General features: G+C 67.3%; 13 protein-coding genes. 9 read left to right on the top strand and 4 right to left on the bottom strand.

Going from position 1 to position 14485, the window contains the following annotated elements:
• Positions 1 to 149 precede the first annotated feature (149 nt).
• The 5 genes from CLG85_RS08835 to CLG85_RS08815 all read left to right on the top strand — a co-directional run bounded on the left by CLG85_RS08835 (position 150) and on the right by CLG85_RS08815 (position 5652).
• Positions 150 to 1607: an FAD-dependent oxidoreductase gene (locus CLG85_RS08835; protein ID WP_095881924.1), complete on the top strand. Its 1458-nt coding sequence runs from the start codon at positions 150 to 152 to the stop codon at positions 1605 to 1607.
• A 64-nt stretch (positions 1608 to 1671) separates the two neighbouring features.
• Complete coding sequence (gene hflK, locus CLG85_RS08830) at positions 1672 to 2820, top strand: FtsH protease activity modulator HflK (protein WP_224849150.1); 1149 nt, start codon at positions 1672 to 1674, stop codon at positions 2818 to 2820.
• Between the two features lies 1 nt (position 2821).
• Positions 2822 to 3769, top strand: a complete 948-nt coding sequence (gene hflC, locus CLG85_RS08825; RefSeq protein ID WP_095882521.1) for a protease modulator HflC — start codon at positions 2822 to 2824, stop codon at positions 3767 to 3769.
• A complete protein-coding gene (locus CLG85_RS08820; RefSeq protein WP_095882522.1) occupies positions 3766 to 3966 on the top strand; it encodes a DUF2065 domain-containing protein in 201 nt (66 codons plus the stop codon). The genes hflC and CLG85_RS08820 overlap by 4 nt, the downstream gene beginning before the upstream one ends.
• 282 nt (positions 3967 to 4248) lie before the next feature.
• Positions 4249 to 5652, top strand: a complete 1404-nt coding sequence (locus CLG85_RS08815; RefSeq protein ID WP_095882534.1) for a DegQ family serine endoprotease — start codon at positions 4249 to 4251, stop codon at positions 5650 to 5652.
• A gap of 97 nt (positions 5653 to 5749) precedes the next feature.
• Here the strand turns inward: CLG85_RS08815 and CLG85_RS08810 are convergent, their stop codons facing one another.
• On the bottom strand, positions 5750 to 6511 hold the full coding sequence (locus CLG85_RS08810; RefSeq protein ID WP_095882535.1) for an IclR family transcriptional regulator: 762 nt from the start codon (positions 6509 to 6511) through the stop codon (positions 5750 to 5752).
• Between the two features lie 119 nt (positions 6512 to 6630).
• On the opposite strand from CLG85_RS08810, the gene CLG85_RS08805 reads away from it, so the two are divergent.
• From CLG85_RS08805 to CLG85_RS08790, 4 genes are all read left to right on the top strand, one after another.
• The gene (locus CLG85_RS08805) at positions 6631 to 7338 is read left to right on the top strand and encodes a 3-oxoacid CoA-transferase subunit A (protein ID WP_095882523.1); all 708 of its coding nucleotides are present in this window, start codon (positions 6631 to 6633) and stop codon (positions 7336 to 7338) included.
• A gap of 8 nt (positions 7339 to 7346) precedes the next feature.
• Positions 7347 to 8030 carry a 3-oxoacid CoA-transferase subunit B gene (locus tag CLG85_RS08800; protein WP_311734975.1) on the top strand — a complete coding sequence of 228 codons (684 nt, stop codon included), beginning with the start codon at positions 7347 to 7349 and terminating at the stop codon, positions 8028 to 8030.
• Position 8031: 1 nt separating this feature from the next.
• The gene (gene pcaF, locus CLG85_RS08795) at positions 8032 to 9225 is read left to right on the top strand and encodes a 3-oxoadipyl-CoA thiolase (RefSeq protein ID WP_095882525.1); all 1194 of its coding nucleotides are present in this window, start codon (positions 8032 to 8034) and stop codon (positions 9223 to 9225) included.
• 246 nt (positions 9226 to 9471) lie between these two features.
• Positions 9472 to 10041 (top strand): hypothetical protein, encoded by a 570-nt coding sequence (locus CLG85_RS08790; protein ID WP_095882526.1) that lies wholly within the window; start codon positions 9472 to 9474, stop codon positions 10039 to 10041.
• A gap of 19 nt (positions 10042 to 10060) precedes the next feature.
• Here CLG85_RS08790 and CLG85_RS08785 read toward each other — a convergent pair whose 3' ends face one another.
• The 3 genes from CLG85_RS08785 to CLG85_RS08775 all read right to left on the bottom strand — a co-directional run bounded on the left by CLG85_RS08785 (position 10061) and on the right by CLG85_RS08775 (position 14364).
• Positions 10061 to 12040, bottom strand: a complete 1980-nt coding sequence (locus CLG85_RS08785) for a glycosyltransferase (protein ID WP_095882527.1) — start codon at positions 12038 to 12040, stop codon at positions 10061 to 10063.
• Position 12041: 1 nt separating this feature from the next.
• Positions 12042 to 13214, bottom strand: a complete 1173-nt coding sequence (locus CLG85_RS08780) for an HlyD family secretion protein (protein ID WP_095882536.1) — start codon at positions 13212 to 13214, stop codon at positions 12042 to 12044.
• A gap of 142 nt (positions 13215 to 13356) precedes the next feature.
• Positions 13357 to 14364: a family 8 glycosyl hydrolase gene (locus CLG85_RS08775; RefSeq protein ID WP_095882528.1), complete on the bottom strand. Its 1008-nt coding sequence runs from the start codon at positions 14362 to 14364 to the stop codon at positions 13357 to 13359.
• Positions 14365 to 14485: the final 121 nt, after the last annotated feature.

Here is a 14485-nt window from a genome sequence, read left to right as displayed (position 1 = left end):
CGCCGGGACGGGCCGGCGCTCGCCCGGCGGCTTCGCCTTGATTCCGGGCGGGATCGTCGCGCCTTGCCCGTGCCGCCCACAGCCGCCGCCTCTGGCCTTCCGTAGCGGCCTGTGGTCTACCTCTCGGCCAACAGACCAAGAGGCGAGCCATGAGCGATTTTGACTACGATCTTTTTGTCATCGGCGGCGGCTCCGGTGGCGTCCGGGCGGCGCGCGTGGCGGCGGGCGAGACCGGGGCCAAGGTGGCTCTGGCCGAGGAAGACCGCTACGGCGGCACCTGCGTGATCCGCGGCTGCGTGCCCAAGAAGCTGATGGTCTTCGCCTCGGAATACGGCACCGTCGCAGAGGATGCCAAGGGCTACGGCTGGAACATCGAGACGGGCAGCTTCGACTGGGGCACCTTCCAGCACCGGCTGAACGCCGAACTCGACCGGCTCGAAGGCATCTACCGCAACCTGCTGAAGAACTCCGGCGTCATCTCCTATGACGCGCGGGCCAAGGTGAAGGACGCGCATACGGTCGAGCTTTCCACCGGCGAGACGATCACCGCAAAGCACATCCTCATCGCCACCGGCGGCCGCCCGGTGCGCCCCGAGATCCCGAATGCCGAGCTGGGGCTGGTGTCGGATGACATTTTCCATCTCGAGACCCTGCCGAAGTCGATCCTGATCGTCGGCGGCGGCTATATCGCCTGCGAGTTCGCCTGCATCCTCAACGGGCTCGGCGTCGAGGTGACGCAATACTACCGAGGCGCGCAGATCCTCCGGGGCTTCGACGAGCAGGCCCGCGGGCTGATTGCCGAGAGCATGATCGAGAACGGCGTGCACCTGCATTGCGGCACAGACATCGTCGAGATGCGCCGGGCCACCGCGGACGACCTTGAAGGCAAGAGCGCTGCGGGCGTGCCCATGGGCAGCTCGATGCAGGAGATGCTGGCCGACCACAGCGGCGGCACCCCGGGTGAGGGGCCGATCCTCGTGAAGGGCACCAATGGCGAGGTGAAGGTCTACGACCAGGTGTTCTTTGCCACCGGCCGCGCACCCAACAGCGATGACATGGGCCTCGAGGAGGTCGGCGTGAAGCTCGGCCGCCGGGGCGAGATCGAGGTCGACGCCTACAGCGCCACCGCGGTGCCCTCGATCCACGCCATCGGCGATGTGACCGACCGGGTGAACCTGACCCCGGTGGCGATCCGCGAGGGCATGGCCTTTGTCGAGACCGTCTTCAAGGACAACCCCACCAAGGTCGATCACGAGCTGATCCCCTCGGCGGTCTTCACCCAGCCCGAGTTCGGCACCATCGGCCTCTCGGAGGAGGATGCCGCCGAGCAGGAGCCGATCGAGGTCTATGCGACCTCCTTCCGGCCGATGCAGACGGCCTTTGCCGGGCGTCCCGACCGTGTGATGATGAAGCTCGTCGTCTCCAAGGCGACACGCAAGGTGCTGGGCTGTCACATCGTCGCACCGAATGCAGGCGAGATGATCCAGCTGGCCGGCATCGCGGTGAAGATGGGCGCGACAAAGGAAGATTTCGATCGCACCGTGGCGGTGCACCCCACCATGGCCGAAGAGATGGTCACCATGCGGAACCCTGTGCGCACCGCTTGAATCCGCGGGCTTAATGCACAGGTAGGGGGAGACACGGACAAGTGAGTGAGAGGGAAGGAACCTAATGGCAGGACACGGCGGCGGCCCCTGGGGCGGCGGTGGCAATCAGGGTGGGGGCAGGCCCCCCAGCGGTGGCGGAGGCGGCAACAACGGCGGCCGGCGCCCCGAGGACCCGCAGATCCCCGAGATTGACGAGCTGATGAAGAAGGGCCAGGAGCGGCTGCGCGTGCTGATGGGCGGGCGTGGCGGCGGCGGCAACACCGGTGGGACCGGTGGCGGCTCGGGCGGGCCGAAGTTCAACCGCGGCACCGTGGCGATTGCCGCGCTGGCCGCGGTGGGCGTCTGGGCCTGGATGAGCTTCTATACCGTGCGCCCCGAGGAACAGTCGGTGGAGCTCTTCCTCGGCAAGTATTCCTCGACCGGCGACCCGGGCCTCAACTTCGCGCCCTGGCCCTTCGTGACGCATGAGGTGGTCAACGTGACCTCCGAGCGGACCGAGACCATCGGCAACGGCCGCGACCCGGCGGACAGCCTGATGCTGACCACCGACGCGAACATCGTCGACATCGAGTTCCAGGTGGTCTGGAACATCAACGATCCGGCGAAGCTGCTGTTCAACATCCGCGACCCGCAGCTCACCGTCCAGGCGGTGTCGGAGGCGGTGATGCGCGAGATCATCGCGGCCAGCAACCTCGCGCCGATCCTCAACCGCGACCGCGGCATCATTGCCGACACCGCGCGCGAGCAGATCCAGGCGACGCTCGACGAGTATGACAGCGGCATCAACATCGTGCGGATCAACCTCGACACCGCCGACCCGCCCCGCGAGGTGATCGACGCCTTCCGCGAGGTGCAGGCCGCCGAACAGGAACGTGACCGGCTCGAGCGCCAGGCCGACGCCTATGCCAACCGCGTGGTTGCAGAGGCCCGTGGTGAAGCCGCGCAGATCCGCGAACAGGCCGAGGGCTACCGCGCCCGCGTGGTCAACGAGGCGCTGGGTGAAGCCAGCCGCTTCTCGGCCGTGCGCGAGGAATACGCCAAGGCCCCCGAGGTCACCCGCCGGCGTCTCTATCTCGAGACGATGGAAAAGGTGCTCGGCAACGTCGACAAGACCATCCTCGACGAGGGTCTGACCGGTGAGGGCGGCGTCGTGCCCTACCTGCCGCTGAACCAGCTGCAGGGCAACCGAACCACCACCGAGGGAGGCAACTGACATGCGCAAGTCGACCTATGTGCTGCCCGTCATCGTCGTCCTTGCGGTCGTCGCCCTGTCGTCGATCTTCGTCGTCGACGAGCGCGAAAAGGCGCTGGTGATGCAGTTCGGCCAGATCAAGTCGGTCAAGGAAGAGCCGGGGCTGGCCTTCAAGATCCCGATCATCCAGGAAGTCGTGAAATACGACGACCGCATCCTGTCGCTCGACACCGAGACCATCGAGGTCACGCCGTCGGATGACCGCCGCCTCGTGGTGGATGCCTTCGCACGCTACCGCATCGCCGACGTGGTCCGCTTCCGGCAGGCCGTGGGCGTGGGCGGTCTGCGCACCGCCGAGGACCGCCTGTCGGGCATCCTCAACGCGCAGATCCGCGAAGTGCTGGGTGCCGACCAGGTGACCTCGGACGTGATCCTCTCGACGGACCGCCGCGGGCTCACCAACCGCATTCGCGACCAGGCACGCCAGCAGGCACTGTCGCTGGGTCTCGATGTGGTGGACGTGCGTCTCAAGCAGACCAACCTGCCGACGCAGAACCTTGACGCCACCTTCGCCCGGATGCGGGCCGAGCGGGAACGCGAGGCCGCCGACGAGATCGCCCGGGGCAACGAGGCAGCGCAGCGTGTTCGCGCGTTGGCCGACCGGACCGTGGTCGAGACCCAGTCGGAAGCCAACCGCGATGGCGACATCATCCGCGGTGAGGCCGACGCCGAGCGCAACGGCATCTTCGCCGAGGCCTATGGCGCGGACCCGGAGTTCTTTGCCTTCTACCGGTCGCTGCAGGCTTACGAGACATCGCTCGGCTCGGGCAATTCCTCGATGGTCATGACCCCGAAGGGTGAGTTCTTCGAGTACTTCAAGTCGCAGGGCGAGATCGGCACCCCGGTGCCGTCCGCCTCGTCCTCGGGCACTTCGAGCACCTCCGCCGCCGGCGGAACCGCGACCGAGTGACGGGTACGGACATACTGACGGGGATCGCTCTGGTCCTCGTGATCGAGGGGCTGGTGTACGCACTGGCCCCTTCGCTTGTCGAGCGCATGCTCGAGGCGCTGCGGCAGATGCCGCTGGAGACACGCCGGACGCTGGGGCTCGTGACAATTGTTACAGGCGTGCTGCTGCTCTGGATCGCAAGGCGTTTCGGCGGCTGAGGACCGCCACCCGACGTGCACAGGAGACCTTGCGTCCCGCCGCTTTGCATTTCTGCACGGATGGTTTTTCACTCGCATGTCACATGGGCTTGAAAGCTTGAAACCTTTTCTTTGGTGGTCGCAAAAAGCTCCTATGTTACGCTTGTTCATGAGGAGGCAGAGTTGCCGCGCGGGGGCCGTGCAGCAGCCGCCGAACAGAAGGAGTTCCCTGTGAAACCACAAAACCTTGCAGTGACGGAGGGGTCGAGCCCGGTGCGCCTGTTCTGGCTGGCCACCGTCTCGATGTTCCTGATCGTCTCGCAGACGCTCATGGCCGAGGCGCAGAGTGCCCCGTCCAGCTTCGCCCCGCTCGCCGAGCGGGTCAGCCCGGCGGTGGTGAACATCACCACCTCGACCATGGTCGCCGGACGCACCGGCCCGCAGGGCATCGTGCCCGAGGGCTCGCCCTTCGAGGATTTCTTCCGCGAGTTCCAGAACCCGAACGGCAACCCCGAAGGCGACCGCCCGCGGCGCTCTTCGGCGCTCGGCTCGGGGTTCGTGGTCTCGGAGGACGGCTATATCGTCACCAACAACCACGTCATCGAGGGCGCTGACGAGATCACCATCGAGTTCTTCTCCGGCAAGGAACTGGACGCGACGCTGGTCGGCACCGACCCGAACACCGACATCGCCGTGCTGAAGGTCGAGGCCGACGAGCCGCTGCCCTTCGTGAAGTTCGGCAACTCGGATGAGGCCAAGGTCGGCGACTGGGTCATGGCCATGGGCAACCCGCTGGGTCAGGGCTTCTCGGTCTCGGCCGGCATCGTCTCGGCCCGCAACCGCGCGCTCTCGGGCAGCTATGACGACTACATCCAGACCGATGCCGCCATCAACCGCGGCAACTCGGGCGGTCCGCTGTTCAACATGAACGGCGACGTGATCGGGGTGAACACCGCGATCCTCTCGCCCAACGGCGGCTCGATCGGCATCGGCTTCTCGATGGCGTCGAACGTGGTGACCAAGGTGGTCGACCAGCTCAAGCAGTTCGGCGAAACCCGCCGTGGCTGGCTGGGCGTGCGCATCCAGGACGTGACCCCGGACATGGCCGAGGCGCTTGGCCTCGAAAAGGCCGAGGGCGCGATGGTTTCGGACGTTCCGGAAGGCCCTGCCATGGACGCAGGCATGAAGTCGGGTGACGTCATCGTCTCCTTCGACGGCAAGCCGGTCACCGACACCCGCCAGCTCGTGCGCATCGTCGGCAACACCGAGGTCGGCAAGTCGGTCCGCGTGGTGGTCAACCGCAACGGCAATACCGAGACGCTGCTGGTCACCCTCGGCCTGCGCGAGGACACCGCGGAAACGCTGCCCGCCTCGCAAGAGCAGCCCGCACCGGAGGCCCCGGCCACCAAGGATCTCATGGGTCTGACGCTTTCGCCGCTCACCGCCGAGCTGCGCGGCGAAATGGGCCTCGCGGACAGCGCCAAGGGTCTTGCGGTGACGGACGTCGATCCCGCCTCGAAGGCCTACGAAAAGGGCCTGCGCTCGGGCGACGTGATCACCGAGGCCGGCCAGGCCGAGGTGCTGAGCATCGAAGACCTCGAGACCAAGATCACCGAAGCCAAGGATGCCGGCCGCAAGTCTATCCTGCTGCTGGTGCGCCGTGGCGGCGATCCGCGCTTCGTGGCGCTGAACATCGAGGACAACTGAGCCTCGGTTCCACAGGACCACTCATGAAATGGGGGCGGGGGAAACCTTGCCCCTTTTTCGTGCCTTGGTGAAGCGCCGGAGGCGACCCGGCCTTTGCTCAGTGCAGCACCCGCCGCAGCCCCGCCTGTACTTTCAGCAGCGCCGGCAGGTAGTCCCGCGCCAGCTCCTCGGGTTCGGCCTGCGTTGCCGGAAGCCCGGTGTTCAGCGCCGCCACCACCTGCCCGTGGGCGTTGTGGAGCGGCACGGCGATCGAGCGCAGACCCATCTCCACCTCCTGGTCGATGATCGCGAAACCCTGCGCGCGCACCTGCGCGATGCGGGCGGCGATCTCGGCCGGATCGGTCAGCGCGCGCGGCGTGCGCGGGGTGAGGTCCGAGCGCTCGAGCAGCGCCAGCATCTCCGCCTCGGGCAGGGCGGCGAGCAGCACCCGGCCCATCGAGGTGCAATGGGCCGGCAGCCGCGAGCCGGGCATCAGGCCGATGCTCATCACTCGGCGCTGCGCGGCGCGGGCGAGGTAGACGATCTCGGTCTCGTCGAGGATCGAAACGCTGCTCGACTGGTGGATCTGCTCTGAGAGCTGGTCGAGCCATGGCTGCACCAGCTGCGGCAGCGGCAGGGCGGCCAGCGCCCCCATGCCGAGCCGCAGGATGCGCGGCGTGAGCTGGAAGAACTTGCCGTCGTAATCGGCATAGCCGAGCCGGTGCAGGGTCAGCAGGCAGCGCCGTGCCGTGGCGCGGTCGAGCCCGGTCTTCTCGGCCACCTGCGCGATCGACAGCCGCGGCGTCTCGGCGCGGAAGCACTCGATCACCTGCAGGCCCTTCGCCAGCGAGGCGATGAAATCGGTCGGTTTGTTCAACATGCGCACGATCTCTCGCGGGATGTGAACAAATGTCAAGATGCGCACGAAATCCGTGGCTCCTGTTACGCCCAAGTCATATTTCAGGCGCCGAGGGCGACACGCGCCCCAAGGAGGATTTCATGGACAAGACCATCGCCAGCGTCCGGGAGGCTGTCTCGGTCATTCCCGACGGCGCGACCGTGATGATCGGCGGCTTCGGCGGCTCCGGCGCGCCGATCGAGCTGATCCACGCGCTGATCGACCACGGCGCCAAGGACCTGACCGTCGTCAACAACAATGCGGGCAACGGCCACGTCGGCCTCGCCGCGCTGATCGAACAGAAGCGGGTGAAGAAGCTGATCTGCTCCTTCCCGCGCTCGGCGGACCCGCGGGTCTTCACCGAGGCCTACCTCGCCGGAGAGATCGAGCTTGAGCTGGTGCCGCAGGGCACGCTCGCCGAGCGTATTCGGGCAGGCGGCGCGGGCATCCCCGCCTTCTACACCGCGACGAGCTACGGCACCGAGCTTGCGGAAGGGAAACCGACCGAGGAGTTCGAGGGCAAGCATTACGTCCGCGAGCGCTGGCTCAAGGCCGACTACGCGCTGATCAAGGCCGAGCTGGCCGATCCGCATGGCAACCTGACCTACCGGATGGCGGCGCGCAACTTCAACCCGGTGATGGCCATGGCCGCGACCTACACCATCGTGCAGGCGAGCAAGGTGGTCGAACTGGGCGGGATCGATCCCGAGCACGTCATCACCCCGGGCATCTTCGTCGGCTCGGTGGTCGAGGTCGCAAAGCCCGCACAGGAAGAAGAGCTGAACCGGGCGGAGGCCGTCTACCCATGAGCGAGACCATGACCGATATCTCCGCCATCAAGCTGAGCAACGCCCAGATCGCCTGGCGCGCGGCGCAGGACATCGAGGACGGCGCCTACGTCAACCTCGGCATCGGCTTCCCCGAGATGGTCGCCAAGTTCCAGCCCGAGGGCAAGCAGGCGATCTTCCACACCGAGAACGGCGTGCTGGACTTCGGCGAGGCGCCGAAGCCCGGTGAAGAGGACTGGGACTGCATCAACGCGGGCAAGAAGGCGATCACCATCAAGCCGGGCACCGCGTTCTTCCACCACGCGGACAGCTTCGCCATGGTGCGCGGCGGCCATCTCGACGTCGCCATCCTCGGTGCCTACGAGGTCGCGCAGACCGGCGATCTGGCGAACTGGTCCACCGGCAAGGGCGGCGTGCCTGCAGTCGGCGGCGCAATGGATCTGGTGCAGAGCGCCAAGCGCGTGGCGGTGCTGACCGACCACGTCACCAAGAAGGGCGAGCCCAAGCTCGTCGCCAGTTGCTCGCTGCCGCTGACGGGTGTGGGCTGCGTGACGCGCATCTACACCTCGCTGGCTGTTGTCGATGTGGTGGGCGGCAAGTTCGTCCTGCGCGAGAAGATCCCCGCCATCTCGTTCGACGAGCTGCAGGCCCTCACCGGCGCGCCGCTGCATGTCGAGGGCGAGGTCGCCGACCTCATCTGCCCGGAGCTCTGAGATGACCGACGCCTATATCTGTTCCTATATCCGCACCCCCATCGGCCGCTTCGGCGGGTCGCTCTCGTCGGTCCGCGCCGACGACCTTGGCGCGATCCCGCTGAAGGCGCTGATGGCCAAGCACGACATCGACTGGTCGGCAGTGGACGAGGTCTATTTCGGCTGCGCCAATCAGGCGGGCGAGGACAACCGCAACGTCGCGCGCATGTCGGCTCTGCTGGCAGGGCTGCCGGTGACCGTGCCGGGCACCACGCTCAACCGCCTGTGCGGCTCGGGCATGGACGCGATCATCGCGGCGGCGCGGGCCATCAAGGCGGGCGAGATCGAGCTTGCCATCGCGGGCGGTGTCGAGAGCATGAGCCGCGCGCCCTTCGTGATGCCGAAGGCCAGCTCGGCCTTCTCGCGCAACGCCGAAATCTACGACACCACGATCGGCTGGCGCTTCGTCAACAAGATGATGAAGGCGCAATACGGCGTGGATAGCATGCCCGAGACCGGCGAGAACGTGGCCGAGGAGTTCGGCATCTCGCGCGAGGATCAGGACGCCTTTGCGATGCGCAGCCAAGAAAAGGCGGCGGCCGCGCAGGCCAATGGCCGTCTCGCGCAGGAGATCACCCCGGTGACCATCCCGCAGCGCAAGGGCGATGCCATCGTCGTGGACAGCGACGAGCACCCGCGGCAGACCTCGCTCGAGAAGCTCGCCAAGCTGCCGACACCGTTCCGCGAGGGCGGCTCGGTGACCGCGGGCAACGCCTCGGGCGTCAACGACGGCGCCGCGGCGCTGATCGTGGCTTCGGAAGCGGCGGTGAAGGCGCATGGTCTGACCCCGATCGCGCGCATCCTCGGCGGCGCGACGGCGGGTGTGGAGCCGCGCATCATGGGCTTTGGCCCGGCACCCGCCTCGAAGAAGCTGATGGCCCGACTCGGTCTGACGCAGGACGCCTTCGACGTGATCGAGCTGAACGAGGCCTTCGCCTCGCAGGGGCTCGCCACGTTGCGCGATCTGGGCATTGCCGATGACGATCCGCGGGTGAACCCCAACGGCGGCGCCATCGCGCTCGGCCATCCGCTCGGCATGTCCGGCGCCCGCATCACCGGCACCGCCGCGCTCGAGCTGAAGGCCGGCCAGAAGGCGCTGGCGACCATGTGCATCGGCGTCGGCCAGGGCATCGCGATCGCGCTCGAAGGCGCGTGACCCCGGCTGCGCTCGAAGGCGGGTGATCCCGGCCGCGCTCGACGGCGCGAGACGCGCACGGACTTGAAACCATCTCGAGGGGCGGGGGGAAACCTCCGCCCCTTTGCTATCGCGCGGCGGCTATTGCGCTGGCGTCACGCGCCGGAGCTGTCCGTTTCCGCCTCTTGCATCGCCGGGCTTGCGTTGCAAAGCTCGCGCCAAGCCCGGCACAGACCCGGCGAGCAGTTTCAGAAGACGGACCCAGCCATGAAAATTACCGCCTCCCTCGGCGCGGCAGCGCTTGCCCTGACCCCGCTTGCCGCGCTTGCCGATGGCACCTTCGTGCAGCTTGAACAGGCCAATACCACCTCCGGCGCGGTGCTGGCGGTGACCCGGGACCGGCTCAACTACGGCGCTATCGTGAGCCATTGGGACGGTGGCTACTCGGTGGTCGGCAGCCTGCTCCACGGCTTCGACACACCTCTCGGCGCGACCTTCAAGGTCGGGCCCGCCCTCGGCGGTGTCTACAAGGACGGCGAGGAGGACGACTACGAGCTGGGCGTGCGCGCCTCGCTCGACCGCTGGATGGCCACCGACTGGGGCTCGTTCTACTACCTCGCCGAAGTCAACAGCATCGACAACAGCTGGTTCCTGCTGGCCTCGAGCGGCTGGGGCGACTCGGGTTTCGGCACCGAGCTCTCGACCGGCGGCAGCGACAGCTACAGCGACACGACGCTGGCGGTGACCAAGCATTACGACGGGCCGGTGAGCTTCCGCGTAGGCTACCGTTTCGAGTCCGAGGAGTACTTCATCGGCTTCTCGGTGAACACTTTCTGATCGTCCCGGCGGGTCCCTCTCAACCCGGCAGGCCGAAGCTGATCCGCCTTGCGATATCGGCGATCACCGCCGAGGTGCGGGTGCTGACCACACCGGGAGCGTCACCCTCGGCGTAGAAGCGCACGAAGAGCGCCTCGCGCTGCTCCTCGGTCGGCACAAGCTGCAGCCGGGCACCATCGGTGGTGGGCGCGATCACGTAGGCCTCGAGATTGCCGACGTCGGGCAGGTGCAGCATGCCGCGGGTCTGCGGCGGGTAGGGCTTGCCGCGCAGCCGGGCGGTGTCGAGCGTCAGCGAGGACAGCCAGAGTTCCTGCGTCTCGCCGCCCGCGGTGAAGGTGACCCGCTCGGGCTTGTCGGCCACATGGCTCTCAGAGCGCGGAAGTTCGACGCAGGTGAAGCAGGTCACCGCCAGGACGACCATGTTGTAGAGCGTCCAGAACAGGATCACCCATTTGCCGTCGCCCGCGTCGTTCATCGCGAGCGTGTCGCTCACGATGCCGAGGATCAGCCCGATGAAGCTCAGCAGGAAGGCGATGGCAAAGGGGGCCATGAGCCGCCATTGCACCACGACCTTCGAGCGGTCGCCGCCCTTGGCGGTGACCGAGAACTTGTGCCCCTTGGGACGCAGCAGCCCGGTGTAGGCGGCGCGGGTGATCGGGATGGCGCCGATCAGCTGGCCGACGTCGTGGATGATCGGGATCATCAGTCCGCGCGACATCAGGTTCATCACCATGGTGACCCAGACGAAATAGGGACCGAAGTAGACCAGCACGTCCGCCAGCCGGGCGTTGACCACGGTGATGCCGAAGAACCAGTAGAGCAGCGGGAAGACGATTGCGGCAATGCGGAAGGGGAAACTCGTGGTCCAGAAGAACACCGAGTCGATCACGCTCCAGCGGTCGCGCAGGCGCAGGTTCGATTTGGAGAAGGGGCCCAGCGACGAACGGGCGATCTGCATCAGCCCGAGGCACCAGCGGGCGCGCTGGGTGATGTATTCCTTGAGCCCCTCCGGCGCGAGCCCCTCGGTCAGCGGCTCGTTCAGGTAGACCGTGCGCCAGCCTTCGTTCTGCAGCGCGATGGTGAGCATGAAGTCCTCGGTGATGCTCTCGGTCGGAAAGCCGCCGATGCTGCGCACCGCGTCCCAGCGGCAGACCGAGGAGGTGCCGCAGCAGAAGGCGATGTCCCAGGCATCGCGCGAGGCCTGCATGTGGTCGAAGAAGAAACGCTGTTCGTCGGGGTAGGAGGCGCTGAGCCCGAGGTTGTGCTGGATCGGGTCGGCGTTGAAGAAGTGCTGCGGGGTCTGCACGAGACCAACGCTGGGATCGTGGAACAGCGCAAGGCTGCGCGACAGGAAGCCTCGGTGCGGCACGAAATCGGCGTCGAGCACGGCGATGAACTGCGGTGGCTCGGGATCTTCGGCCAGCCGGTCGAGCGCGTGGTTGATGTTGCCCGCCTTCGAGCCTTTGTTGTCGGGGCGGCGCATGTAGCGCACCTTCTGCTCGATGCAGTAGTCACGCAGCCAGTCGCGTCGGTTGTCATCGAGGATGATGACTTCCTTGTTCTTGTGGCGCAGCGACTTGGCGCCGATGACCGTGCGCTCGAGGATGTCGCGCTCCTCGTTGTAGGTGGCGATCATCACCGCGACCTTGGGCTCGGTCTCGCCCCACCAGCCAGCATGCTCCTCCACCTCGGCCCCGCGCTGCTTGACCCGGGCGAGGATGAGAAAGGCACTGAGCGAGCCGACAAGGGTGAGCAGCTCGAGCGCGTAGAGCATGTAGCTCATCACCGCGTCGATGGTCAGCCCCGGCGGGGCCAGGGTCTCGGTGCCGCGCCACCAGGCGTAGCGGACCGCGAAGATGGCGGCGATGCCGAAGAGGAGGGCGCGGTCGCGGGTCCGGTCCGGGTTGACGACGAAGGGCAGCACGAGCCCGATCCCCGCGACCAGCAGAAGGTAGGCGCCGCTCGAGCCGAGCTCGCCGAGGTGCGGGAAGGGGGCCACGTCAGCCGAACCAGCCGCGGAAGAGATCGAGCGGACGGCCGTCGAAGAAGGCGCGTCCGGTGCGGCCGATGGCGCAGCCGAGCTCGGTGTCGGTGTTCAGCTCGGGCACCAGCAGGCTCACGTCGTAGCGCTCGAGGTGCTTCTCGCTCGGTGCGATGGCGAGGTTCTGGTAGACCGTGCGTGCGCCGCTGCCGGCAAGCCGGCCCACGGTGGCGGGATAGAGCTTGGATTGGCCGCTGAAGCGAAAGCTGGCGTCCTGGCCGACGCGCAGCGTGTTGAAGACCCGCTCGGTCACCGACAGGGTGATGATGCTCTGCCCGCAGTCCACGACGCGCAGGATCGGGTCGCCGCGCTGCACGGTGACGGCATCGGCCTGCAGGGTTTCCCAGTAGAGCATGTTGGCGCCGGGCGCGCGCAGCTCGCTGCGCGCTTCCATGCCCTGTGTCTGGCGGGCGCGGGCGATGCGCCGCTCCAGCGCGGCACGTTGCAGGCCCACCTCCGTGCGGGTGAGCCCGAGCTCGGCGATCTGGGCGTCGAGCTGGATGCGGCGCTGCTCGGAGAAGGGGGCGTCGTTGTAACCGTCGCCGAGGAAGACACCTTCGCGCAGCGCATCGCGCGCGGCCAGCAGCGTCTGGACCCGCTCGCGGGCATGCGACAGGGCAAGGGCAGACGTGGTCGGCGCGCCGGGGCGGCGGCTCTCCTCGGCGGTCACAGCGTCGGCGAGGGCAGTGGCGCCCGCGCCGGCATCACCCGCCTGCAGAAGCTGCTGCCGGACCTGCGCTTCGGTCAGCTTGGCTTCGAGTTCGGCGAGACGCGCCTTGGTGAAGACCTCGGTGCGCTGCGCCAGCGCGTCGCGGTCCCGGCTCAGCGCCGCGATCTGCGCCTGCATGCGGTTGGTCCCGGCATCGAGCCTGTCGAGCTCGAGCTGCAGGTCGGCGAGACGGACCGTGTCGACCCGCGTGTTGGTCACCGCCGCGAGCAGCTCGTTCTGTGAGAGCCGGGCGCCAAGCGCATGGCTTTGCAGCTCGAGGTCGCCGGCGATCGGGCTGCGCAGCGTCACCACTGGCGCGTTGACGACGGCATTGGCGCTGGCGGCGGTCATCTGTTCGCCGATGATCACCCAGAGCGTGACAAGAATCGCGGTGATGCCAATGATGAGGCGGGTGTACTTCATGTCCTGCTCGCGTTTTTTTGTGCCTGCTTGAGAGGCAATACATCGCAGCCTCCGGCGAGGTGCAAGCGCTTGCATGGCTCTCCGGCCGCCGGCGTGCGTCCGGCGGGTTTCGTAGCGTCACTTTGTGGCCGGAACAGGGCGGTCAGCAGTGACGCTGTTCACCTTTTGCGAGGCCGGCAAGAAGCTGCAGGGTGGCAGGATAGTAGGATTGCGCCGTGTCCCGGGCGGTGATCTCGGGCAGCGCACCGCAGCGGCCCAGGGCGACGATCGCCCGATAGCCCGCGTGGTCGGAGACATCCCGGAGGCCCCCGGCGGCATCGACGCTCACCGCGACCTTGTCCGGCGTGCCGGCGCTTTCCAGTCGGTCGAGCACATGACCCACCGCCGGGTTGCCGTTGCGCCCGGACCAGCCGAGGTAGAGCGGGATGCGCAGCGCGTCGTAGCCCGAGCGCAGCTCATGTTCCTGCGGCGGCGCGAAGCCGTCCGGCGTCACGTCGATCCAGTCGGGCATCACCGGCTCGCGCGAGAGTTCGGCAAGCACCGTCTCGCCGTGATCGGCGGCGCGGACCAGCCGTTCGTCCTCGGCGGCGAAGCCCAGTTCGCGCAGCGCGCGGGGCATGATGTAGGACGGGTTGAAAAGCACCCGCTCGGGGGAGGCGCGGGATTCGGCGCCGGGCTTGAGCAAGAACTCCTCCGGCGCGCGGGGGTCGGGGGCGAGACAGAGCGCCGAGATGTCGCGGGCAATGGCGACGGCCTTGTCGCGATACTCCCACCAGCCGCTGTCCCGCGCGGCCCGCAGCAGCGCCCAGGCCCGGAACAGGTCGCCATCGGTGGCATTGTGCCAGTCGTCGATATTGTCGCGCCGGCGAGGGATCCATTGCCACGCCATGAGATTGTCCTGGCGGATGGCCAGGTTATGGTCGGTCCACTCTTCGATATTGCGGAAGGTGCGCTCGTCGCCGTAGGCCTGCGCCAGCAGAAGCCCGTATCCCTGGCCCTCTGAGTGGCTGGTCGCGTTCTGCAGATCGTCCACCACGCGACCGTCGGGCTGGACGAAGCGGGCGCGCCAGAAGCGCCAGCATTGACCCGGATCCAGGGGGGCTGCCTCGGCCGGAAGCCCTGCCGCAAGCAGGGCAGCGGCTCCGGACATTATTTGGCGTCTGTTGATCACTCGCAGTCGTCTTTCGGCCATCGAAACGCATATGATTGATAATTAGGCGTCTTCTGCCGCAATACCAAAGCTTACGCGAGCGTCCGATTTTATTTTCCAC

This window comes from Alloyangia mangrovi (assembly GCF_002300555.2).
Lineage (GTDB): Bacteria > Pseudomonadota > Alphaproteobacteria > Rhodobacterales > Rhodobacteraceae > Salipiger > Salipiger mangrovi.
This window is presented reverse-complemented; position numbering and strand designations above follow the sequence as displayed.